We start from the raw sequence: 25261 nt of genomic DNA on the forward strand, positions 1-25261 counted from the left end.
TACTATAATCATTCCTCCGATCTACTCTAAATTCGCTAACAATGAGCCTATTATATTTTCCAGTTGGAAATTTTCGGCTCTTAATAGTAATATTCTTTTCTCTTTTTAATGTGTGGACATCTATCAAAAGCTACTACTATACATATTGAGTGCTATTGGAAAAATCTATAAATCTATCAATATTCAATAGCTTGTAACTCTTAGGAGCATTATTCCGTTCTGCCCAAAACTTGTCCCGTTAACAAAATAGAGGATAGCTCAGGAAGCCATCCTTACGGCTACTGAGCATCCTCTATTTTCACAATCAAACTCAGAGATAAATTTACGTCAATTCATGAACAGACCAAACTATACCCGAAGTATTGGCACCGCCCAGATTCAAAGGAACCGTCAAGCCATTAGAAACATAGAACAAACCAATAACATCACCTGCTGTTAGTGCAAATTCTCCAACCAGCGTTACAGTCCCACTTCCCAAAATAGCTCTCAAATCTAGAATAAGCGCAACATTCACATCCAACACAGGGAATAATCCACTTACCAGATTTGTTGAAGTAGGAGAAGTTCTCTGAACTACGAAAGCTGGATTAACCCCACTACCAAGACTAATTGAGATTGAGGCAGTTGTGGAATAGTTAATGGTCGCTTCAATAGAATATCTACCCGTTGTCGGAACTGTGTAATTTCCCGTAACAGGGTTAAAGGAAGGATCAGAATAGAAAGGAGAAGCCACAGACCATCCAGTCAGTTGGGAAGAAGTAGAAACTGACAAAGCTGATAGGAACGCTGAGAATCCCTCAGCTTGAATATTCGGCCCTGTTGCTCCAGTCACACCAGTTATTCCTGTTACTCCCGTTACACCAGTTGCTCCAGTTACTCCAGTTGCCCCCGTTGCTCCAGTTACTCCAGCTGCTCCGGTTGCTCCAGTCAATCCAGCTGCCCCCGTTGCTCCAGTCGCTCCAGCTGCTCCGGTTGCTCCAGTCACTCCATCGGCTCCCGTTGCACCAGTCACTCCAGCTGCCCCTGTTGCTCCCGTCACTCCGTCGGCTCCCGTTGCTCCAGTCACACCTGCCGCTCCTGTTGCTCCAGTCACACCTGCCGCTCCTGTTGCCCCTGTCACTCCAGCTGCTCCTGTTGCCCCTGTCACTCCGTCCGCTCCCGTTGCTCCAGTCGCTCCAGCTGCTCCCGTTGCTCCAGTCACTCCATCTGCTCCAGTTGCTCCGGTCACTCCGTCGGCTCCCGTTGCTCCAGTCACACCTGCCGCTCCTGTTGCTCCAGTCACACCTGCCGCTCCTGTTGCTCCAGTTACACCTGCCGCTCCCGTCGCTCCAGTCACCCCGTCGGCTCCTGTTGCACCAGTCACTCCAGCTACCCCTGTTGCTCCAGTCACACCTGCCGCTCCTGTTGCTCCAGTCACCCCGTCGGCTCCCGTTGCTCCAGTCGCTCCAACTGCTCCCGTTGCTCCGGTCAATCCATCGGCTCCTGTTGCTCCGGTCACTCCAGCCGCTCCCGTTGCTCCAGTCACACCTGCCGCTCCTGTTGCTCCAGTTACACCTGCCGCTCCCGTCGCTCCAGTCACCCCGTCGGCTCCTGTTGCACCAGTTACACCTGCCGCTCCCGTCGCTCCAGTCACCCCGTCGGCTCCTGTTGCACCAGTCGCTCCAACTGCTCCGGTTGCCCCAGTCACTCCAGCTGCCCCTGTTGCTCCAGTCACTCCATCGGCTCCCGTTGCCCCTGTTGCTCCAGTCACTCCGTCGGCTCCCGTTGCTCCAGTTACACCTGCCGCTCCAGTTGCTCCAGTCACTCCAGCTGCCCCAGTCACTCCAGCTGCCCCTGTTGCTCCAGTCACTCCGTCGGCTCCCGTTGCTCCAGTCGCTCCAGTCACTCCGTCGGCTCCCGTTGCTCCTGTCACTCCGTCGGCTCCGGTTGCCCCAGTCACTCCAGCTGCCCCTGTTGCTCCAGTCACTCCATCGGCTCCCGTTGCCCCTGTTGCTCCAGTCACTCCATCGGCTCCCGTTGCCCCTGTTGCTCCAGTCACTCCGTCGGCTCCCGTTGCTCCTGTCACTCCGTCGGCTCCTGTTGCTCCAGTCGCTCCAGCTGCTCCCGTTGCCCCTGTTGCTCCAGTCACTCCGTCGGCTCCCGTTGCTCCGGTCACTCCGTCGGCTCCTGTTGCTCCAGTCGCTCCAACTGCTCCCGTTGCCCCTGTCACTCCGTCGGCTCCCGTTGCTCCGGTCACTCCGTCGGCTCCTGTTGCTCCAGTTACACCAGCCGCTCCCGTTGCTCCGGTCACTCCATCGGCTCCCGTTGCCCCTGTTGCTCCATCGGCTCCCGTTGCTCCTGTCGCTCCATCTGCTCCCGTTGCTCCTGTCACTCCGTCGGCTCCTGTTGCTCCGGTCACTCCATCGGTTCCCGTTGCTCCAGTCGCTCCATCTGCCCCGGTTGCACCAGTCACTCCATCTGCTCCCGTCGCTCCAGTCACCCCATCGGCTCCCGTTGCTCCAGTCGCTCCGTCAGCCCCTGTTGCTCCAGTCGCTCCATCGGCTCCCGTTGCTCCTGTCGCTCCATCGGCTCCCGTTGCACCTGTCACTCCGTCGGCTCCTGTTGCTCCTGTCACTCCGTCCGCTCCCGTTGCTCCTGTCGCTCCGTCTGCCCCTGTTGCTCCTGTCGCTCCATCGGCTCCCGTTGCTCCTGTCGCTCCATCTGCTCCCGTTGCTCCTGTCGCTCCATCGGCTCCCGTTGCACCTGTCACTCCGTCTGCCCCTGTTGCTCCAGTCGCTCCGTCTGCCCCTGTTGCTCCAGTCGCTCCGTCGGCTCCAGTTGCTCCAGTCGCTCCGTCGGCTCCAGTCGCCCCGTCTGCTCCGACTGCCCCTGTCGCACCAGTCGCTCCGGCGGCTCCCGTTGCTCCATCCGCACCGGTTGCCCCTGTCGCTCCATCTGCTCCATCCGCACCCGTTGCCCCTGTCGCTCCATCTGCCCCTGTAGCACCAGTTGCCCCTACCGTTGCTCCAAGTAATTCAGCATGGACAAGTCGGTGAGCAGTCACAATTTGACCTACACTATTTTTTCCCCAGACTGAAATTTGAATAGGATCATCTACCAGGCTTAAAGTCGTAAAAATAAATTCAAACGCATCAAAATCCGCATAATAGTCCTTTGTTATAAATTGATCAGGCATAACGTTAACAAGCTCACTAACATATAAAGTTCTTGTCCCATCCATATAATATCCTTGGACGAGAACCGTAGAAGAAATAACGTCGCTTCGGTTATCGATTTTGATCGTAACATGTTGAGTAGGTCGTATACCTCCCACCATGGTATTATCTATCGGCCCGGTAGATAAATAACTCAATTTTCAACACTCCTTTAAATTATTGCTGTATGTTTTTCCCACGCTACTATACGATGAGAATCTACCAATTCTCCCGAAGCCTGTTTTCCCCAGACTGAGATCCCTATCTCTGCTTCAACTTCTTCTAATGTTACAAACTCAAATTCAAATGCGTCTAAATCAGCAAAATAGTTCCTAGTTAGAACTTGGTTAGGTGCGAGACTTACCATTTCATTCACATACATTGTTCTTGATCCATTTAGTAAGAAGCCTTGAATGACGAGATTATAAGAATTAAGAGAATCACGATTAACTACTTTTACCGTTACCATTTGCGTCTGTCTGATCCCCAGAATTGGACTATTATCTATAGGTCCAGTAGAAAATAAAGCCATCTTTATTCACTCCTCCCTTCCACCAGCAGTTTGAAAGATTAAAAACTACAACACTAGTAACATGGTTCATAATTAATAGCTCTATATAGTAATATTCTGTATTTAAAGTTAATGTGTGGACATTTAAGCAAAGGAATTGCCACTCGAAAAAAAGACAACCTTCTATTCTTTGAATTTGTAATCTACTAATCGGACAATCTAAAACTCAAGCATCTTCTAGACTTTACTGAGTAACACCCTATTGCTTTTTTCGAAATATTCGTTATACTGATAAAAATTATTCAAGCATCGATGAACGGGAGAGTAGTTAACGTGTTCTAGTCCACAGCGAGCCGGGTAAGTGCAAGCCGGTACAGATCACCTAATGAAGCGCACCCGTGAGATGGACTTCTGAACCTAAGTAGGAAGTCCCGGCTGAAGACCGTTATCCTGTAAGGTGGCTAAACATCTGTTTAGCAACGAGAGTGGTACCGCGAGCGCTAAAGCCCTCGTCTCTTTTGAGACGAGGGCTTTTTTGTATTTTCAAAGGAGGGTATAAAATGTTAAGTCAAATCATCAAACACAGCATTGAACAAAGTGTAAAAAAAGTATTCCACACCTTAGAAGTTGCCTACCCAAACGATGTTGCAATTCTGATCGAACAGCCAGCTAATCTAGAGCATGGTGATTATTCCTGCAATATTGCTATGCAGCTAGCCAAACTCCTGCGTAAATCCCCTCTCGTCATAGCAGAGTTAGTAAAAGCAGAAATTAAATTACAAGAGAGATACACGGGTCTTTTACAAAAAGTCGAAGTAGCTGCTCCTGGATTTATTAATTTGTATATGAATTGGCAGGTGTGGGCTAAACATTCCTTTAATCTGCCTGACAACACAAGGGAAAAGGTCATCATAGAGCACACTTCAATCAATCCAAATAAAGCTGCTCATGTAGGTCATCTGAGAAATGCTTGCATCGGCGATGCGCTGGTCAGAATAATGAAAAGAACCGGACATAACGTAGAGGTCCATAACTATGTGGATGATCTGGGCAACCAGCTGGCAGATACAGTCGTTGGTTTATTAAATGTACCTTTAGAAGGGGAACATCAACGTTTCGGTGATTATTGCTGGGATCTATATGCCAAAGTGAACAAAGAATATGCACGGAATCCAGAGATCACTCACAAGCGCACGGATATGCTGCATGCCCTTGAACAGGGTGATGGTAATGAGGCGTGGCTGGGCAACTTAGTCGCTGAACGTATTGTGAGAGAACATGTAGCGGAAATGAAGCGTTTTGGTATTCACTATGACCTGCTGGTGTGGGAGAGCAATATTTTAAAAGAGGGATTCTGGACAGCCGCATCTGAGCTATTGAAGCAAACGGCAGTTTTTGTACAGGAGACTGAAGGCAAACTTGCGGGCTGCTGGGTGCTAAAGCAAGGGACAGAGGTTAGCAGTGGAGCGGATTCAGAGGATCATCAGATGGATAAGGTGCTTGTGCGTTCGAATGGGATTTTGACGTACACAGCCAAAGACATTGCTTATCATCTCTGGAAATTCGGTCTACTATCCAAAGATTTCACCTACAGTGAATTCTCGTCTGGTTTATGGACCACAGGATTAACTGGAACCCATGAGCCTTATGGACATGCCGACCGTGTTATTAACGTGATCGATTATAGACAGGAATATCCGCAACAAATGGTTAAGCAGGCTTTAGGAGCACTAGGATATAACGAGCAGGCTGAGAAGCTCCATCATGTAAGTTATGGCGTTGTTTCTCTTAGTCCGGCCTCTGCTGCTGAGCTGGGGATAGATATTTCAGAAGGAAAATCTTCTTATGCCATGTCCGGGCGCCAAGGAATCGGCGTTAAGGTGAGCGATTTAGTAAAGCTTATGGAACAGAATATAGAACATTCGCGCTCCGACAAAGAGGGTCTTTCCAGCCATATTATTGCAGCTGCTGCTATTCGTTATTATCTGCTGCGGTTTAACCTGGGAACGGAAATCGTGTTTGATTTCAAACAGGCTACCGAAATATCCGGTAATACCGGGGTTTATCTGATGTACACCTATGCCCGTGCCAGCAGTGTTTTGAGCAAATCTACAATCCCATTCAGCACAGATGCCTCAAAGCTTCAATTTCCACTCGAAATGGAAAAAGCAGAGCTCGCTTTGCTGAGACAGCTTAGCCTCTGGCAGGAGACATTGTATTCTGCCAGCATAGAATTGACGCCGAATATACTCTGCACATACGCGCATACCTTAGCCACACTTTTCAATAACTTCTATTCTATATGTCCGATTTTAAAAGGTGCGGGGGCTACCATCGCCTTTCGCCTCTGGCTCACTTCGAGATTTAAGGATACTTTAGGGGATGTACTTGAAGTACTTGGGTTACCGACACCGAGCCGTATGTAGTACAAAAAGGGCAATCTCCACGCTTATCGCGGAGATTGCCCTTCTTTTATTATCTTACTTATAGATGTCTATCACATTTCCAGCTTCTACGCAGAGACGATCAAAGTCCTCACGTTTGATACGGATACCACCACTACGGTAGCGATTAAGCGTACCTTCGGCTTGCACTTCTGTACCGTTAACAGTAATCCGACTGTTATCAGAGCCCGTAAGGTGATAAATAAAGTCTACCTTAGTGCCTGCATATTCAAAGCTAAAGCGCATTCCGTCCAGCGACTCCGGCAGAATTGGATCGACGATTAAATCTCCGCCTTCCGTACGGATCCCCAGTGCATTCGAGATCAACTGGTTCATGTAGATCCCAGGACCGCTTGAATAGATTCTCCAGCCACCTTTAACCGCTACGTCACCATTACGCAGTTTATCGAAATTCTCCTGTGCCTCGTAACGTGTGTTAAATTTACCATCCGAGCTACTGAAATAAGAGTTAGCCTGACGTAGTTCAGCGTTTGGCACCACGTCGCGGATTCCGATCGGATTGATCGCCGCTAGGCCATTCCAGACCTGATCGGTTTTCCCTAGCTTAGCCATAGCTTCTACATAACGGATGTGTGCATGTACATATTGAAGTCCAATTTCCCGACCAAAGTTAGAAGCTTGCTCCGCACGTTTGAAATGGGTGCTTACGCCGCCAACATATTGAGCTGGACGGTTCATCAAACGAACGCCATCTGGACAGAACAGTTTATCTTGGATTACTTCATAGTGAGCTTCGGCTTGTTCTGGTGTAAGCAGCTCACTGATCATACTGCGCGTCATTGGCAGCAGACGGTATTGGATCCCTGTTTCCGTATCACTTGGATGTACCATAAGCTTCACTTGCTCTGGGTCCTCCATATACAAGAAGCCTGGAATTACCTCAGATTGAAGCATATGTGTGTTGAAATCCTCACGGATTCCCTCCACCATCGCTTTCAGCTCTTCCGAACCTGCTGGATCAACTTTATGAAGCACTTCTGAGAACTGATTCAATGTCTGATAGGTAAGCGCCACTGTCCAGCTGCTAACCATGTACTGCTTCAGCTGTGGATTAGCCGGTTGGAGTGTATCATCCCAGTCTCCATCACCGTAAGAAGACAAATGCGTGTCATGCAGGAAGTGATTCTTAATATAAGCAACTTCCTTCCGTGCATGATCCAGCAGCGTCGCTTTTTCCTCTGTAAAATCAAAGCTATGCTTACGAGTATAAGGCACAGTCGCTTGCAAAATACTGTAGTCTTGCGTTACCGCCAAATAGTCTCCAAGCACTTTGAGTGGCCATACAATAATATCTCCATGGCTCTCCTCTTGCTGAATCTTCGTATATTTATCAAACATGAACCACTGTGGCCAGTTACCATCATCTTCATATTGATGAGCATACAGGGTCAGCAATATTTCACGAACCTGATCGTATTTTTGCGTAGCCATGAAGTATTCCACTGGTCCCTGACACACGTCACGGGTTCCCCAAGCAGCGCCGCCGTATTGTTCCAATCCGTGAGGGACTGAATAATGGACGAGCATATTATGTGTATACCACCAAGCTAGAGCATTTACCTTAAACAATTCACCTTCGGACCCATCACCTAACGTCAAACGGAAGCCATTCATAACCCCGCTGTAGAACTCGCGGTATGCGGAAATCTCCTCTTCAGCTGTACGGCTGCTCGATTGAATCTCCTTACCATCCAGAAGACCTTGAATGTTCAATGTCCATTCACTGCTCTCCGACAGTTCCAGAATAGCTAGCGGCGCATCTGACTGGTCAGCATGAGAGACAAGTCTACCTTCATTTTGAAGAGTGAAATCCGCCCCCTGTACCTGGAATTTATATTGCAGATCAGGATATTCTCCTGCACTTAGTGCACTTCTATCAGCCGAGAAGGTTACGGTTCCCTCTTCTTGTTTGAATTGATATGGAAGCTCGTATTCGTTAACGTTCATAGTGATTTGATTAGTGACTAGATAGCGATAAGCTTTTCCACTTTCCGTACGCACATTCAGGAATATCTCCGGAGAATCTGCAGTAGTGTAGTTCGTAATAATAAAGCATTCGCCATCTGTTCTGTAATACCAACGGGCATAGTTGAAACCAACCTCGAACAATGAAGGCATGGTCAAGAGGCGATATTCGCCATTCCACTGTACATAGATTCTTTGTCCCGAAGCCTTTGGAATGTTAAGTGCATTTCTGGCATTGGTCATGAGCTTGTTGAAATTGGTATTGCCAATAACGATTTGAGAGTTAAATATTCCGTACATATAGGAAGTCGTAGTGATTACCTTATCGTTAAGTCGGGCATTATCCCCACTCATTAGAATATGACCATGAGGACGCTCTACCTTAAGTTCCTTCTCTTTCAATACAACATGCTCATAATTTTCCGTGAAGAAAGATAGAAGCTGGTCTCCCTCTTTTTCCTCTTGATAGCGAACCGGGAACAAGGCTTCTATCTCTTCACTCGTCAGAGAATTTGCAGCTAGTGGTGCTCCCAGCTCTTTCGTCAAGAAAGAACGTTCGAGCGGTGCTTCAGCTACTAAAGGCAACTCTTTTACCGTTTCCCAAGCCGCAGCAACATCCTTCGTGAATTCTAACGAGGTAATCGCTTCTGGATGATCTTGCTTGAACAATCCATAAAATACAAACTGGGCTTCCCCACTCAGCTTCAACCGCTCCGATTGCAGCGCAGTATAAGCGAATTCATATTGATAGATTTCATTACTTAATTGCTCACGGCTCAGGCTTTCTGGTTGATTGGTCTCTTTATAAGACAATCCAAAGAATTGGAAACCATCTGTTGAGAAGCTTGCTGCCTTAGTGATTGCACCCTGTTGTAGATATGGAAATTTGCCACCTTGCGGTTGATTCTGTCTGGAACATACTACATATCCCTTTGACTGATCCTCGAATACGGCGTGGTCAATATACTGTGACAGATAGGCTTCATTACTGCGAACAGCACCGATATCGGCAATACCCACATCTTGTCCGTACACGAGATCCACATCTGCATCTTGCCCTTTAAGCTTCACGTCCCAGAACCAAGCGCCTTGAGCCGTCGGAGTAAAAATAACCTGATACTCGATGTTTTCCGCAGTACCTTCCCAAACCAAGCGGTTCCCAGCCTTACGTACAGTGCTTGAAGAATGAATGCCCAGCAAAGGAACAGCTTGAATGCTTCCATTACTATGAATGCGCAAATATAGGTTGGATAAGGAGCCATCCACGATATTAGGCAGCAATTGATTGATCATTGTCCGTTCATGGAGAACTTGGAACAAGTCCCCGCTGTTTGTAAAAGTGAATGATAAGTCTCCAGCGTTTAAATGGATGTTAGAATTCATATTAGTAGTCATATTCTTGCACTCCTCTATTACGACAGCCTGTGTCGTATATATTCTACTTAAGCTAATGTTAAGCGAAAATCGCGTTCTTTAACCTCTTGGCTATTTGGACCCACAAACAATTTGAATTGTCCCGGATCACTGCTAAAGCTTAAGTCGCTATGATAGTAACGAAGCTGTTCTTCTGTAAGCGTAAAGCTCACTTCCTGGCTTTCTCCCGGGGAGAGGCTGATCTTAGCAAAATCTTTCAGTTCCTTCATTGGTCTAACAACTTCTCCTGAAATGTCTCGGATATAGAGCTGCACTACCTCTTCACCTTGTACATTACCCGTATTAGTCACCGTAACAGTTACTTTAATAGGCTGATCCTTCGTCATTATTTCACCGGTAAGGATCGGTTCACTGTAGCTAAATGTCGTATAACTAAGACCAAAGCCAAATGGCAGGAACGGCTCATTAGGAATGTCCAGATATTGTGAGACATAACGCTTGTCCGCACCCGGTGCATGTAGAGGACGTCCAGTGTTGAAATGATTGTAATAGACCGGAATTTGCCCAACAGATACAGGGAAAGACATCGTTAATCTTCCTGACGGATTCTCGTCACCATACAGTAGACTGGTAATCGCCGCACCGCCCTCGCTTCCTGGGAACCAGGCTTCCAGAATAGCATCCGCATTCTCGATCACACCACTAAGATCCAGCGGGCGTCCGTTAAACAACACCACCACAACAGGCTTACCCAGCGTCTTCATACGTTGCAAAAGCTCACGCTGCGCTTCCGGCAAGCGGATATCTGAACGACTTCCAGCTTCTCCGCTCATATCCGAATGTTCTCCAAGCGCCAGCACAATCACATCGGCTTCCAGCGCTGCCGCTTTCGCCTCCAGCCATTGCTCTTCTGTAAAGCTTTCAATCCCGGAGCCTTCTGCAACGGTAACCTTACCTGCAGCTGCACGAGCTTCAAAAGCTGGAGCAAGACGGCTAGCTTCTTGTGTTGAACCCAACCAGGACCATGGTCCAAGAATATCTCCGTTATTAGCAAACGGTCCGATTAGCGCAATCCGCTGCTCTGTCGCAAGCGGCAGAACCTGATCATTCTTCAGTAGAACGCAGGATTTAACCGCTAAATCTCTCGCTGCTGTCCGGTGAGCATCACAGAAAATTACCTCACGCTCTTTCTCTATATCTGCCCCACGTAACGGATTCTCAAACAAGCCCAGTCTTTGCTTCAATTTCAAAATACGAAGTACGGCTTCATCAATGATACTTTCATCCACTTGCCCGTCAGCTACAAGAGCTGGCAATTGGTGCACATAACACTCTGTCATCATCTCAATATCCACGCTAGCTTTGATAGCTTTAAGTGCTGCTTCAGCCTCATCCTCGGCGACACCATGCGGGATCAGTTCCTTCACCGCGCCCCAATCGGAGATCAACACGCCGTCAAAGCCCCATTCCTCACGCAGCAGCTGACGAAGCAGCTTAACGTTTCCGCTTATTGGAATCCCATCAATCGTGTTGAACGAAGTCATAACCATTTCTGCACCCTCATCCAGTGCTGCACGATAGGCTGGCAGATAATATTCCCGTAGCTGACGTTCTGATAAATCGACCGTATTATAATCCCGTCCGCCTTCGGATAGACCATAGGCTGCAAAGTGCTTAACGCAAGCCGCCACACGACTTACATCACCAGTCAAGTCATTTCCTTGAAATCCACGTACAAATGCACGGGCAAACCTACCATTCAAATAAGGATCTTCGCCGGTAGACTCCATCACTCTTCCCCAACGCGGGTCCCGAACAAGGTCCGCCATAGGTGCAAAAGTAACGTGTACACCAGATACTGCCGCTTCTTTAGCAGCAATCTCAGCGCTTAGCTCCGCCCGTTCCATATCCCAAGAGCAACCAATCGCCAGTGGCACCGGAAAAATCGTCTTAAAGCCATGCACGATATCCGCCATCATCAGCAGTGGAATACCCAATCTATTTTTACGTAAATGAGCTTCTTGGACGGCAATGACTTGCTCTGCGCCCGAAAGTCCAAGTACTGAACCACTGTTCTCAATCATGTGATCCGTAATCCCCATGGATGCCATAGGGCCAGTGATTTGCCCTCCTTCTTCCGCTCCTTCATAGAAATTAGCAGCTAGCTGCTGCAATTGTGCTATTTTCTCTTCAAGCGTCATCTGGTTCAACAGGGACGTCAGTTGCTGGTCTTTCATCTCAAATCCTCCATAATATCTCTTTCTGCAATTGCTCATTGCTCTTAGTTGTACAAGAAATCAAAAGTTGTCTTCAGATGTTCCTCCCAGAATCTCCATTCATGTGTTCCCGGAGTCTCAACATATTGAAATGTATAGGGACTCGCTTGCATATGAGAAGCAAATTCCCGGTTCATCTCCACAAATGGATCTTCCGAGCCACAGCAGGTCAAAATTGAAGGCAGCTTACGTTTATCGTCGACCAATTTAGCCGCTAAAGCATACAGATCTTGATCCGGCTTAACTTGTAAGCGTTTTCCGAAAGTGCCTGCCATCTCCCTCGCCATATCCGAAGACATTTGCGGGTCTTTCAATCTTTTCTGAATATCTGTAACGCCTGATAAGGAAACTACTTTGCTGTAACGCTCAGGATAGGTAAGTGCACATTTTAGTGCCCCATATCCGCCCATCGATAGTCCGGCAACATACGTCTTTTGCGGATCATCATCCAGCCTCATCATTCGGCCACAAAGCTCAGGAAGCTCTTGCGTAACATAGTGGAAGTAATCCAGTCCGTACTCCATATCTGTATAATAGCTTCTTCCTACCTGAGGCATTATGACTGTACAGCCATACTTGTTAGCATACTGCTCAATGGTGGTCAGCCTGTACCATGTGCTAGCATTGTCGCCAGCACCATGTAACAGATAGAGCGTTCCTCCGGTGGTATTGCCCGAATCAACGGGGGAGATGATACTGATGGACGTTGTCATTCTTAAGGTAGGAGAACCAGTCTCAACGGTTAGAAGTGCCATATGTCATCTCCTTACGGAACCTTTTTTAAAATATAAGAAATTATATGCTTACGCTATAAATTATCCTTCTATTTCTCGCTCAAACGCTTACCGTCCTTATAAGGACGCCAAAGGCGTTTATGCTTGTTTATTAATCTTCTTACAAGATCCCCGCTTTACCAAAACAGACTCGAATACCACATGTTTGTTCTCCGATTGTCCCGAAATCAGGTCAAACAGAATTTCAACACTGGCTTTCGCCATATCCACCCCAGGTTGGCTAATCGTATCCAGCGATGGGTGATAGTATTCTGCCATCTCTATACCGTCAAATCCGATGATCGAAATATCATTTGGAATCGATAGACCCAAAGACAATAAAGCCTTGGCAGCTCCGATAGCGATGGTATCTGATGCGGCAAATACAGCGGTGATATCTTTTTTCTTATTAAGCAGTCTTTTCGTAGCCGTGAAACCAGAACTTGGACTGTATTCACAATCCTCTACCAAGGAAGCATCATACTCAATCCCATGATCCTCAAGCGCCTTAATATAACCCATAAGACGACGGTTTCCGGTAGTATGCTGAACCAAAGGAAATCTGGCCAAAAAGCAAATGTTCCGGTGTCCGAGTGAAATTAGATAGCTCACAGCTTTATAAGACTCTTGCATATCATCAATGATCACACTGGAGAATACGGCAGGATCAACATCCTTCGTAGTCGTGATGGTAGTCAAAACGAATGGGATCGGCAATTGTTTGAATTTTTCTTCAGAATGGTCATATGTACCACCCATAAAGATTACCCCGTATAAATTCTTTTCCTTCACAAGCTGAAGAGCAGCATTGATCTCATCCACTCCATCTTCAACATGCTGGATCAGAAGCGGGCAGCCGCGCAGATTCACTTGACGCTCTACTTCTTTGATCATGTCTGCAAAAAACGGATTTGCAATTCCCTTAACCATAAGCGCTATCGTATTAGAACGCGTTTTTTTCAAATTGCTTGCATTTCCATTTGGAATGTAATTATGTTCTCTTACAACAGCCATTACTTTAGCTCTGGTTGCATCACTTACGACACCGGAGTTATTAATTACCCTGGAGACCGTGGCGATACCAACGCCTGATAGCCTTGCAATATCCTTGATATTCATAATTCCCCCTGTTTCACCCCTATAATGAGCTCCCCTGCACCTGATATAATCAGCTTGGTGGAAACGCATGAAATGATGGGAAACGTTTCCCATGACATCATTTTGACTGTTTTCGTATCTAAATCGCTTAATACGTTCATTATGGACAGATATTTTTTAGAAGTCAACCTATGATTTTTGACTAAAAATGATTCGCATCTCAAATTCGTTTTAAATTTTAATTGTTTCGATGTTAAATAGTAGTCTTTCTGCTTGCATTGACTTTAAAATAAGAATAGAATAGCATCGATTTAGCTATTTAATATCTAGTCAGAGGAAACGTTTCCACATCATTTTCAATGATTTCGACTACCAAACTTCCTAATCCCAGCTTGGAATCTAAGAAAGAGAGGGCTACATTTTATGTTAAACATGACTCGCTTCGAAGCCCAGATCCGCGAACGTGGATTGAATGTGTTCAATGTTCTTGTGCTTAAAAATGGAACGTTAGTGGGGAAAGTGGATCTCGCAGAGGATATTCGGCGCTTGCAGCATTCGGTCAGCAAGTCTTTTACATGCATGGCGGTGGGTCTAGCCATCGAAGAAGGAAAACTATCACTAAATACAACACTTAAGGATGTGTTTCCAGAATATGCATTCACTCATAAAGAAGTCCTTCCTTCCATGCAACCTGGGGAGTTGACCTTGTTCGATTTACTACGTATGAGTACAGGGCATGATTCCCCACCGTTTTGGGTTGAAGAAAGAATGGCCTTGAAGGATGTAAATTGGATACAACATTATCTATCGCTACCTTTAGACAGACCTCCTGGGGAACAGTTTACCTACAGCAGCGGGGATACCATTATGATCTCTGCAATGGTTCAGGCCCGTGTCGGACAAACCGTAAAAGATTACCTCGTTCGCCGTCTCTTTACCCCACTAGGCATAGAAAACGTCGATTGGGAAACGGCCCCTCAAGGGATCACCCTCGGTTGTGCCGGACTTCAGATCAATACGGAAGAACTAAGCCGATTTGGACAGCTTCTTTTGCAAAAAGGAATGTGGAAGGGACAGCAGCTTATTCCCGCAGCTTGGGTTGATTTTGTTACACAAAAGCAGATCGAAAATAACGGAGCTGGTGATTGGGGCCAAGGGTACGGCTGTCAATTCTGGTTGTGTACGCACGATGCTTATCGTGCCGATGGCGCTCATGGTCAATTCTGCATTGTTGTACCGGATGCACAAGTGGTAATCGCTATTAACAGTATGGAAGATAATATGCAAGCTATTCTAGACACTGTCTGGGAGGAGATCTGGCCGCTTCTTTAGCGGTGGGCATATGCGAGACAGCCTTCTCACAGGAAGGCTCAAGGTGCCGAGAAAGTAGTGGAGGCTACTTTCTCGGCACCTTCTTTTCGTATAATTAGGCCAACCCAAATTATAAGGTGGCCTTTTTGAGAGTAATTAGTCTATTGAGTAGAAAGTTCTGAATTTTAGGGATATTTTCCCTAATTATCTATCAGAGCTTCAGTTTACTCACTTTGGTGAGGATGCCCTGTACGCAAAAAAAGCCTTCCCGAAGGAAGGGCTTTTACTTGCCCCGGGCGGGATGCAGCCCTTTCGGGCTGACTGCGAAGCTGATCCTATCGATGCCTTTGCTTCGACGAACCACCTGGGCTTCTCTTTCCCTGTACGCAAAACAGCCTTCCCGAAGGAAGGCTGTTACTTGACGTCCCGGAAGGGATTCGAACCCCTGACCGTGCGCTTAGAAGGCGCATGCTCTATCCAGCTGAGCTACCGGGACATATAAGAATAAATGATATGTATTGACGCAACGATATTTATTATACCTTATTCAGCAAATTTATCAAGTACAGAATTTCAACTCATCATAGCAAAGCTTCGCTTACGCATTTAATTATTAATTAACGATTCAATACATAGGTTCCAAAGAGTTATTAAATTATGACAAAGACAAAGATACTAATGGAAATTTACCGATAAATAGGTAGGTTATATTATTTGTTACAAAATAAAGGAGGGTTCTATCATCAAGAAAAAACTACAACTTATTATTTTCACATTGATTGTCTTGGTATTTATCTTTACTAACACAACGATCGCTAAAGCTGAAGGTGCACCAAGGATACGTGATAGTGTTGTATTCGATCACAAATTATCCGACGACAAATCCGCACTTATTCCCATTGTGCGAGTAACTTCAGATAATTACTCCGATGGAACGTCTACGATTCAAGAGTACTCTTTTCCAGAAGCCATGATCAAAATTCCGGAAAATGCCAGTTACATTGAAGAGAAAGATACATCCAAACCGAACACCCTGGCAATAGGCTGTGGGTGGAAGCCATATAGTATGATGTTCCAATTGTCCACGGGTTACACAGCCTATCAAGTTGAATGTTATGGAATGTATAACACTCAAACAGGAAAAGAGACTGGACCTGAACATTCTCGTCTTCTTCAGTTTGATCTGAGCACAAAGAAATTAAAGGTGCTTCGACAAATTGATAGCATGTCTTATAATTCAAGAATTAATTTATACCGCAATTTCAAGGGGTATTCTGTAAGCACAGAAGAGCCAGAGCCTTCTAGGCCTGGAGATTATAGGTTAAAAAAGGTGTATGTCTATTCGTTTGAGACAAATAAACAGATTGCAGTTGTAAATGACAATCCTCGGGATGGAGATCCACTTATCGGGAATTATGACCGGGTATTAGAAGATAACACCATACTACTCGAAGAAAATAACACGATTAATGGAAAGCAATCTATGCCTAAGTACTTTCAACTTTATCCTGACGGCCATAAAACAGAGGTATTCCCTAATCCACACCTTGGATCTGAACGATGGGGAAAGAAAATCGGCGAAATCCGGTACGCTGAAAAATATGATTCAAAAAGGAAAGATTCGTTCGTAGGTTATACCTTAAACGGGAAATTCACGCCTCTAAGTCCGGGTAATAGTAAGGTTTTGGCTGGGTCCACTTTTTCACCAAACAACACACATTTGATTATTTCGTATTCATTTAGAGATCCCAAAGCGGCGTATGAAGCAACTATTGTTGATGTGAAAACAGCTAAAGTATTATATACACTTCCCGCACATGAAAGTGGAAAAAGATTACATGGTTACCATTGGGTAAACGATGATTTGGTCCGCATTAATTTCAATATTGATTCATTCTCCGGGTATTTGCATGTGCCGACCGGAATAATAACTAAGAAGGGGAAGGAAGACTATTGGGGTATTGGAAGAGTCTATTCAGGCAACTACTCGGATCTTTTAACACCCGAAGCACCTGCACAAATTATTGTTAATGGTAAGAACGTTGTCTATTCAGGTCAAGGTCCCTTCCGCTTGTATAAAGGAGACGGGGCGTTACTGGTTCCACTTAATGATTTTGCAATGGCTATTAATGCTGCGGTTAGTGTGACAAAAGATGGTTGGCAGATTCAATACGGTGATCAAACTATCATGATCGCTAAAAGCAAAAGTACCATGTTCCAAGGACGAGCCTATGTTCCTTTAAAGACCCTTACGGATCAATTAGGAATAAAAGCTACGGTTAAGGAAAAAGACTATGAATAGTAAGTTATAGGGATCTCAATAATAGAAAGAGCAGCAGCCCTGGACCAAAAGGCTGCTGCTCTTTCTGTTGAACTTATGTGTCCCGTAAACTTGTTACAACGCTACTCCAGCCTCTGAAAACGCTCCCCCAGCTGCTTTTTCAAATCACCATAAGTCATTAATTCCCTCTGAAACTTAGAACGTTCATCTTCTGGCGTCATAATCATGCTGCCTGTAAACGCGCTCGAAGTCACATCTTTAAAAGCATCATGCATATTGTTATCAAACCAATCAGTAGAAGTATCCGCGTCGTTAGTGAGGATACGGACAATCTCGTATCCTTCCTCGCGCTGATCTTCTACGATATACACCAAAAGCGCAGGATCACTAACAGCACCTGGCAATACACCTACTTCTGCACAAGGCGCACCGTCATACTCCATCATTCTGCGAATTTTGGCATCTTTAATATAATACACCTGTCATCCTTCCCTCCTGGCAAATTCCTCTCTCCCCTAGTGTTCGGATAAGGACATACATTTTATGCCTTCCTTCGGCATATATCTGTATTACTTGGCAAAAAAGTAAGGACAACAATCGCACAAAAAGAGAGGATGAACCATCATGTGCGGAATAACCGGATTTATCCAGTGGCGCGGAGATCTCACGCAGCACTCGCAGTTGCTGGTCAAAATGACTGAAACTTTAGCAAACCGCGGACCCGATGCAGCTGGAACTTGGATTTCAGGTCCTTGCGCATTCGGTCACCGCAGACTTAGCGTTATCGATCCAGAGAACGGCGCGCAGCCTATGATCACCCGCCATGAAGAACAGGTATATGCGATTGTGTACAACGGCGAATTATATAACGCACCCGAGCTCAAACAAGAACTTAAGCAGCGGGGTCATCAATTCCGTACCCAATGTGACACCGAGGTTCTGCTGCATGCCTATATCGAATGGGGACCGGATTGTGCAGAGAAGCTCAATGGGATCTTTGCCTTTGCAGTGTGGGACGGACTTCGGGATCAGGTCTTTTTTGCACGTGACCGCTTAGGTGTGAAGCCTCTGTTCTATAGTAAAGTGGATGACGTCTTAGTTTTCGGATCAGAGCCTAAGGCACTGCTGCAGCACCCCAAGGTACAGCCAATAGTCGGACCCGAAGGGTTAGCGGAAATTTTTATTATCGGTCCAGCCCGTACGCCGGGACACGGTGTTTATAAGGATATGCAGGAACTTCGTCCGGGGCATGCCATGATCTATAGTCGCGAAGGTCTGCGTAGTTACGCTTATTGGAAGCTGGAAAGCGCAAAACATACTGACAATGAAGCAGAGACAGCCGCTAAAGTACGTGAACTGCTGCAGGATACGCTCGAACGCCAACTGGTCTCAGATGTTCCTGTCTGCTCGCTCTTGTCAGGAGGGCTGGACTCCAGTGCGCTGACAGCACTTGCAGTGGACTACTACAACCGAAACGGCCAGGGACGAGTAGATACGTATTCTGTCGATTATGTCGACAACGACAAACACTTCAAGAGCCATACTTTTCAGCCCGGAGCAGATGGTCCATGGATTAAGCGAATGGTCGATGAATTAAATACGAACCATCACTATATCTCATTTGATACGCCAGAGCTTGTAGAAGCACTTGATAATGCGCTGTACACACGCGATTTACCTGGGATGACCGATGTGGACTCTTCTTTGTATTTATTTTGCCGTGAGATCAAAAAGAATGCTACTGTAGCCATTTCCGGCGAAGCTGCCGATGAGATTTTTGGCGGATATCCTTGGTTCCATCGGGAGGAGATGCTCTCCTCGGGTACTTTCCCTTGGTCAGTTGCTCCTAAAATGCGTGCAAGTCTATTATCCCCTGAAGTTAATGAATGGATTCGGCCGCTGGAATATTTGGGTGACAGATATAGTGATGCTGTAGCGGAAGTACCAACATTGGATGGGGAGACAGGTAAACAAGCACAAATGCGTGTAATGTCCTATTTAAACATCACCCGCTTCATGCCTACTTTGCTCGACCGTAAGGACCGAATGAGTATGGGCGCCGGACTAGAGGTACGTGTTCCTTATTGTGATCATCGCCTCGTTCAATATGTCTTTAATATTCCTTGGGAAATCAAGAACCTGAACGGTCGTGAAAAAGGGATTTTACGCAAAGCGCTTGAGGGAATTCTTCCAGATGATGTGCTATATCGTAAAAAAAGTCCTTACCCGAAAACCCACAATCCAGCCTATTTAAACGCAGTACGAACACAAGTATTGAACATTCTAGATGACTCTACTTCGCCAATACTTCCTTTAATCGATGCCGCCAAAATCCGTGAGATCGCCGCTTCCCCAGAATCCTCTACCAATCTGCCTTGGTTCGGTCAGCTCATGTCCGGTCCTCAGCTGTTTGCTTACCTAGCTCAAGTAGATCTCTGGCTGCGTAAATATAACGTCTCCATCCAGTAAGCGACAAGCCAAACAGCAAGTCCCCGTATCGGTGGCTTGCTGTTTGGCTTGTATTCGTAATTTTTAGAAATTAAAATTGTCCGGATCCGGACCGAAACGATGGTCTCTGTTCAAATTTTCGATGGCTTTAACATCCTCATCACTAAGCGTGAAGTCAAAGAATCCCGCATTCTCCTTAATTCGATCCGCATGTACCGATTTTGGAATCGTAATTACGCCTTGTTGCAAATCCCAACGAAGTACAATTTGAGCAGGGGTCTTATCATACTTTCCAGCCAGCTCTTTAAGAAGGGGGAGATCTAGGTTTCCTTGCATAAGCGGACTCCACGCTTCAAGCTGGATCCCTTGCTCATTGGCATACTTCAGCAACTCGCGCTGAGTCAATAGCGGATGGAATTCCACCTGGTTTACCACTGGAACTACGCTAGTGTCCTCGATGATATCCTTCAGATGATGAATCTGAAAATTGCTCACACCGATAGATTTGATGAGTCCCTCTTTTTGCAGATGAATCAGAGCTTTCCAAGTCTCCCGATACTTTCCTGCCACCGGCCAATGTATAAGATACAAATCTATATAGTCCAGCCCCAGCTTGCGCCGGCTAACTTCGAACGCTTTCAGCGTTGATTCATAGCCTTGATCAGGGTTGCGCACTTTCGTCGTAATAAACAGTTCATCACGGGCCACTCCACATTCACGAATAGCCTGACCTACACCTTCTTCGTTATTGTAACCAGCAGCCGTATCAATACTGCGATATCCAAGCTCCACTGCGGTCTTGACCGCGTGAATAACCTCTTCCCCATCTTTAGTCTGATACACGCCAAGGCCTAGCCACGGCATGGTCACTCCATCATTTAAAGTCGGACCTCCCGAGAACGGTGCATTCAATTCACTCATCGCTTAACCCTCCAAGCTTATTGTTATTTCATTAATCTTACTTAACCTAAATTCACGCTTCAGAAGCAAGCGCTACCACAAAAGTATAGCAGACTGCTTCATCATTCCCAAAATCCTCATAAAAAAACGGAGGCATATATAAAGCCCCCGCTCTTCTTTATTTCTCAATCAGTTTGAAATCATCAAAATGGAATTCAGGAGAAACGATACAGGATACCAGTACTGGTTCTGATCCTAACGGACGAGCCGCCTGCCATACCCCTGCTGGAACTACGACCTGCGGCTGTTGACCTGCAGCAATATCGAGACCCAGAATAACTTCCTGCACATTCTCAGGCTTATCTCCATTACCTCCGAGACTAAGCACTATTGGACTACCGGAATGCCAGAACCAAACTTCATCGGACAAAACAGTATGCCAATCAGATTGTTCCCCCTCGTGTAGCAAAAAATAAATTGAAGATGCCGAATGGCGCGATCCGGAATAGCTATCCCCAAGCACTTCCTGCGGAATTTCAAATTCGGAGTTCCAAAGTCTTTTGTACCAACCGCCCTCAACATGGGGCTGTAATCCGAGCAGTTCAACTAACGGTGAGATTTCTTTTTGTGTCACGGTAGCTTCTCTCCTTCAAAGTTTGCATGAGCAACAATAGCTTCGTATGCATAGGGTTGTTTTTGCTTTTTACTTTAACGGAAGAAGCACGAATTGTAAAATCTATTTACTATCCTTGCTCGCTTTGAATACCTCAGCAATCGCCCCAAGACTTCCCAGCGTTTCAACAGCGCTTGTTGGCAAGAATACTTTATTTGCAGGACCTTTGGCGATTTCAGCCAGAGCCTCGAAGGAGCGATATGCGAGCACATGCTCATCCAGACCTGCTGAGCGAATCAGCTCAATGCGTGATTTTTCTGCTTCAGCCACGGCTTGAATTGCTTTCGCCTCACCATGAGCTTCCAGCTCCTGTGCTTGTCTTGAACCCTCTGCTTGGCGGATACGTGCTTCCTTGTCGCCTTCCGCTTTCAGAATCTTGCTCTGCTTATCCCCTTCAGCACGCAGGATCATATCTTGCTTGGCAGCTTCCGCTTCCAAAACAATCGCCCGTTTGCTCCGCTCCGCTTTCATCTGCTTATCCATTGCTTCTTGAATATCGAGCGGCGGCTTGATATCGATGACTTCCACACGCTCGATTCTTACGCCCCACTTCTCTGTAGCCTCATCAAGCGCCAGACGAATATCAGTTGAGATTTTTTCACGCCCAGACAGCGTTTCATCCAATTCCAGCTTACCAATAATTTGCCGCATAGTTGCCGTTGAAATGTTTCTTACCCCATATACATAATCGGAAATGCCATACGTAGCTTCCTCTGGTCCCACTACCTGATAGAAAATAATCGTGTCGATCTGCACCTGCACGTTATCCTTCGTGATCACCGTTTGCGGAGGCACATTCGCTTGTTGAATCCTTAGATCATGGTAAGTACGCACCTGATCAATCACAGGTATCAGAATGTTCAGACCCGGCGTCAGTAGACGATTGAATTTACCCAGACGTTCCACTACACCTACCCGTTGTTGTGGTACGATTTTGATCGTTAATGCCACAAATACTACGACTACCACTAGAATAATTGAAATAATTGCCCATTCCATTAGTTCATATCCCCCCATCGTTCTACTTCAATAATGGTCGTGCCTCTCTTCACTACTCTGACTACTTCGTCCTTGCCCAAAGACTGGTCAGAGCTCGCGCTCCACGTATCTCCGCCTACCTTCACTTGCCCATAGCGCCCTTGCTCAATCGGCTCAATGACGACTCCTTGCCTGCCAACGATTTCTGTGCCTGTATCCTTGAACCCACGTGAACTGCGAAATTTAGAAACCAGTGGTTTCGAGAATATAGTCAGACCAAGTGCGACCAGTGATCCGAGGATCACCTGAAACAAAATGGCTTCAGGAACAATCAACGACACCACACCTGCGGCCAACGCACCAATACTAAGCCATAGCAGATAAAAAGTAAGCGTCATCATCTCTACAACAAACAGGACACCGGCTGCGATCAACCAAAACACAACCATCGGTGAACCCACCACCTTCCTTATGATACTACTATAACGAAAAGAAACAGCGATGCGTTGCGTAATTCCGTAAAAATATTGCAGGCATGTATATAATTTATATTCATAACATCGGAGGTTATGTGTTCTGCATGAGTTTCCTTAAAAAGAGGACATACACCTTTTCTATCAAAGTTCACCTAAACAAGTATCCATGAATTAGAAAAATGTCCCCCTATATTACTGAATTTTATCCCTAGCATAATCGCTCTCTATGCTTGAAAATAAGAAATGCCTTCACCCATAAATAAGAAATTAATCCTAATTATTGAACTCCAAACCCACTCTTCTACTCACCTACACCCCTTCAACAATGTTACATCTACAAGTTTATCAAAAAGGAATCCTTAAAACAGCAGTTTAGAAAGCGCTTACTTATTGTGTAAGCTTTATGTGGACCGCTATTTTTTTGCTGCTAAATCTATGAAATGGGTGTCAGTAGAATGAGAGATATGCAAGGGTGAAGGTACAGGTGAATTTCAAATTATGGGAGGTGAAGGTAGGGTTTCTTGCCGAAAAGAATTTCGAACTACACATTGAACCTTGGAGGTATAAAATCAATGATATTCACGAAAAAAAGTTCACGTAAGACCTTTGCGATCGCGATGATCGCCGCGCTTGTTCTTACACTTTTTTCAGCCCTGGGTAGTAGTGCCAAAACGGCCAACGCCGCACAGGATTATAAACTGGTTGGTTATTACGCTTCTTGGGCCGCTTACGGGCGGGCTTACAATGTATCAGATATCGATCCTACCAAAATGAATGTCATTAACTACGCCTTCGCAGATATTTGTTGGAATGGCATTCACGGCAACCCTGACCCTACCGGCCCTAATCCGGTAACATGGAGCTGTCAAAATGAGCAAGCACAGACCATTAACGTTCCGAACGGCACGATTGTTCTGGGTGACCCGTGGATTGACACCGGAAAGAGCTTCGGAGATGACAAATGGGATGACCCCATCAAAGGTAATCTGAAGCAGCTATGGAAGCTGAAAGAAAAGAACCCGAACCTGAAAACGTTGATCTCCGTTGGGGGCTGGACCTGGTCGAACCGTTTCTCGGATGTGGCGGCTACAGCCGTAACCCGTGAGGTTTTTGCCAACTCAGCGGTAGACTTTATTCGTAAATATAAAATGGACGGGGTCGATCTCGACTGGGAGTACCCAGTCAGCGGTGGGCTCGCAGGTAACAGTTATCGTCCCGAAGATAAGGAAAACTATGTACTTCTATTGCAAAAAATCCGTGAGAAGCTAAATGCTGCCGGTCAGACCGACGGCAAAACCTACCTGCTGACCATTGCTTCCGGTGCAGGACCGACGTACGTCAATAACAATAATCTTGCAGGTATTGCTTCCATTGTTGACTGGATCAATATTATGACCTATGACTTCAACGGGAGCTGGAATAAGACCACCGGTCACAATGCTCCTTTGTACTATGATCCAGCCGCTTCTGCATCAGGCCTGACCGAACCGCAAAATTTCAACGTCGATAAAGCGGTAACCAGCTATTTAGCCAATGGCGTACCGGCGAACAAGTTAGTGCTTGGTATGGGATTCTATGGCCGTGGTTGGGGGGGTGCTCCTGCCGCAGGAAATGGCCAATATCAATTGTCCGCTGGCATTTCGTCCACGGGTACATGGGAAAAGGGGAGTTATGACTTCTATGACCTCGAAGCTAATTACATTAACAAAAACGGCTATACCCGTTATTGGAATGACATTTCTAAAGTGCCTTATCTCTATAATCCAACGAACCAAACTTATATCAGCTATGACGACGTAGAATCTTTTGGCCATAAGATCAGTTATCTCAAATCAAAAGGCCTAGCGGGTGCCATGTTCTGGGAGACAAGTGGTGACCGGAACAAAACTCTGACCAACAAGCTGAACGCCGACCTTGGCGGAGGAGTGATACAGCCGACACCAACTCCGACACCAACCGCAACAGCAACAGCAACTCCAACACCAACGGCAACAGTAACTCCAACCGCAACTCCGACTCCTACGGTAACTCCAACGCCGACGGCTACTCCGGGACAATGCGCAGCGGCGTGGAACCAGACTGCCGTATATACTGGCGGCCAGCAAGTTTCTTACAACGGTTCAGTCTATGAAGCTAAATGGTGGACTCAAGGCGATCGTCCCGACCTTAGCGGTGCTGCTGGAGTCTGGAAATTCATCAACGTATGCGGGACAGCAACTCCGACTCCAACGGCAACAGTGGCACCAACCGCAACTCCAACACCAACGGCCACTGTAACACCGACAGCAACAGTAGCACCGACGGCAACTGTTGCACCGACCCCTGGGAGTTCTAGCTGGATTGTAGGAATCGCTTACAAAACGGGTGACATCGTTAGCTACAACGCCAAAACGTATACTTGCCTCCAGCCCCATACTTCACTTCAAGGCTGGGAACCGGCGACCACGCCCGCACTCTGGAAGCTGAATTAAGACTCATTATTAACGCGAAAGGATCACCGTTCCTGTCTACTCCCACAGTCATATTATCCCTTTTGGA

Annotated in this window: 16 protein-coding genes, 1 tRNA gene and 1 other annotated feature; of the genes, 5 read left to right on the plus strand and 12 right to left on the minus strand. The window is 46.3% G+C overall.

Going from position 1 to position 25261, the window contains the following annotated elements:
• Positions 1-322: 322 nt before the first annotated feature.
• Positions 323-3352: a beta strand repeat-containing protein gene (locus tag MHI27_RS24960; RefSeq protein ID WP_405174916.1), complete on the minus strand. Its 3030-nt coding sequence runs from the start codon at positions 3350-3352 to the stop codon at positions 323-325.
• Between the two features lie 14 nt (positions 3353-3366).
• A complete protein-coding gene (locus tag MHI27_RS24965) occupies positions 3367-3726 on the minus strand; it encodes a hypothetical protein (protein WP_076300478.1) in 360 nt (119 codons plus the stop codon).
• 282 nt (positions 3727-4008) lie between these two features.
• Positions 4009-4225: a binding site (T-box leader), on the plus strand.
• Between the two features lie 40 nt (positions 4226-4265).
• Here MHI27_RS24965 and MHI27_RS24970 point away from each other — a divergent pair.
• Positions 4266-6131, plus strand: coding sequence for an arginine--tRNA ligase (locus MHI27_RS24970; RefSeq protein WP_405174917.1), 1866 nt, complete (start codon positions 4266-4268; stop codon positions 6129-6131).
• A 54-nt stretch (positions 6132-6185) separates the two neighbouring features.
• Here MHI27_RS24970 and MHI27_RS24975 read toward each other — a convergent pair whose 3' ends face one another.
• From MHI27_RS24975 to MHI27_RS24990, 4 genes are all read right to left on the minus strand, one after another.
• The gene (locus MHI27_RS24975; RefSeq protein ID WP_405174918.1) at positions 6186-9530 is read right to left on the minus strand and encodes a GH36-type glycosyl hydrolase domain-containing protein; all 3345 of its coding nucleotides are present in this window, start codon (positions 9528-9530) and stop codon (positions 6186-6188) included.
• A 47-nt stretch (positions 9531-9577) separates the two neighbouring features.
• A complete protein-coding gene (locus tag MHI27_RS24980) occupies positions 9578-11746 on the minus strand; it encodes a glycoside hydrolase family 3 N-terminal domain-containing protein (protein WP_405174919.1) in 2169 nt (722 codons plus the stop codon).
• A 44-nt stretch (positions 11747-11790) separates the two neighbouring features.
• Positions 11791-12540 carry an alpha/beta hydrolase family protein gene (locus tag MHI27_RS24985; protein ID WP_042191309.1) on the minus strand — a complete coding sequence of 250 codons (750 nt, stop codon included), beginning with the start codon at positions 12538-12540 and terminating at the stop codon, positions 11791-11793.
• Positions 12541-12657: 117 nt separating this feature from the next.
• Positions 12658-13677: a LacI family DNA-binding transcriptional regulator gene (locus MHI27_RS24990; RefSeq protein ID WP_042191311.1), complete on the minus strand. Its 1020-nt coding sequence runs from the start codon at positions 13675-13677 to the stop codon at positions 12658-12660.
• Positions 13678-14079: 402 nt separating this feature from the next.
• Here MHI27_RS24990 and MHI27_RS24995 point away from each other — a divergent pair, with 402 nt between their 5' ends.
• Complete coding sequence (locus MHI27_RS24995; RefSeq protein WP_405174920.1) at positions 14080-14988, plus strand: serine hydrolase domain-containing protein; 909 nt, start codon at positions 14080-14082, stop codon at positions 14986-14988.
• Between the two features lie 401 nt (positions 14989-15389).
• Here MHI27_RS24995 and MHI27_RS25000 read toward each other — a convergent pair.
• Positions 15390-15463 (minus strand) — tRNA-Arg (locus MHI27_RS25000).
• 288 nt (positions 15464-15751) lie between these two features.
• Between MHI27_RS25000 and MHI27_RS25005 the strand changes: the two genes are divergently transcribed.
• Complete coding sequence (locus MHI27_RS25005; RefSeq protein WP_405174921.1) at positions 15752-17269, plus strand: hypothetical protein; 1518 nt, start codon at positions 15752-15754, stop codon at positions 17267-17269.
• A 101-nt stretch (positions 17270-17370) separates the two neighbouring features.
• Here the strand turns inward: MHI27_RS25005 and MHI27_RS25010 are convergent, their stop codons facing one another.
• Complete coding sequence (locus MHI27_RS25010) at positions 17371-17727, minus strand: hypothetical protein (protein ID WP_405174922.1); 357 nt, start codon at positions 17725-17727, stop codon at positions 17371-17373.
• 145 nt (positions 17728-17872) lie between these two features.
• On the opposite strand from MHI27_RS25010, the gene asnB reads away from it, so the two are divergent.
• A complete protein-coding gene (asnB, locus tag MHI27_RS25015; RefSeq protein ID WP_341124261.1) occupies positions 17873-19717 on the plus strand; it encodes an asparagine synthase (glutamine-hydrolyzing) in 1845 nt (614 codons plus the stop codon).
• A 63-nt stretch (positions 19718-19780) separates the two neighbouring features.
• Here asnB and MHI27_RS25020 read toward each other — a convergent pair whose 3' ends face one another.
• From MHI27_RS25020 to MHI27_RS25035, 4 genes are all read right to left on the minus strand, one after another.
• A complete protein-coding gene (locus MHI27_RS25020) occupies positions 19781-20617 on the minus strand; it encodes an aldo/keto reductase (protein ID WP_339266836.1) in 837 nt (278 codons plus the stop codon).
• 157 nt (positions 20618-20774) lie between these two features.
• Positions 20775-21230: a cupin domain-containing protein gene (locus MHI27_RS25025; protein WP_076286056.1), complete on the minus strand. Its 456-nt coding sequence runs from the start codon at positions 21228-21230 to the stop codon at positions 20775-20777.
• A 102-nt stretch (positions 21231-21332) separates the two neighbouring features.
• Entirely contained in the window at positions 21333-22268 is a 936-nt protein-coding gene (locus tag MHI27_RS25030; protein ID WP_042191323.1) for an SPFH domain-containing protein, read from the minus strand.
• Positions 22268-22696, minus strand: coding sequence for an NfeD family protein (locus MHI27_RS25035; protein WP_042191325.1), 429 nt, complete (start codon positions 22694-22696; stop codon positions 22268-22270). Before MHI27_RS25035 ends, MHI27_RS25030 begins: the two co-directional genes overlap by 1 nt.
• Positions 22697-23295: 599 nt before the next feature.
• Here MHI27_RS25035 and MHI27_RS25040 point away from each other — a divergent pair.
• Entirely contained in the window at positions 23296-25194 is a 1899-nt protein-coding gene (locus tag MHI27_RS25040; protein ID WP_052404398.1) for a glycosyl hydrolase family 18 protein, read from the plus strand.
• Positions 25195-25261 lie beyond the last annotated feature (67 nt).

The organism is Paenibacillus sp. FSL H8-0261, assembly GCF_045040645.1.
Classification (GTDB): Bacteria; Bacillota; Bacilli; order Paenibacillales; family Paenibacillaceae; genus Paenibacillus_AQ.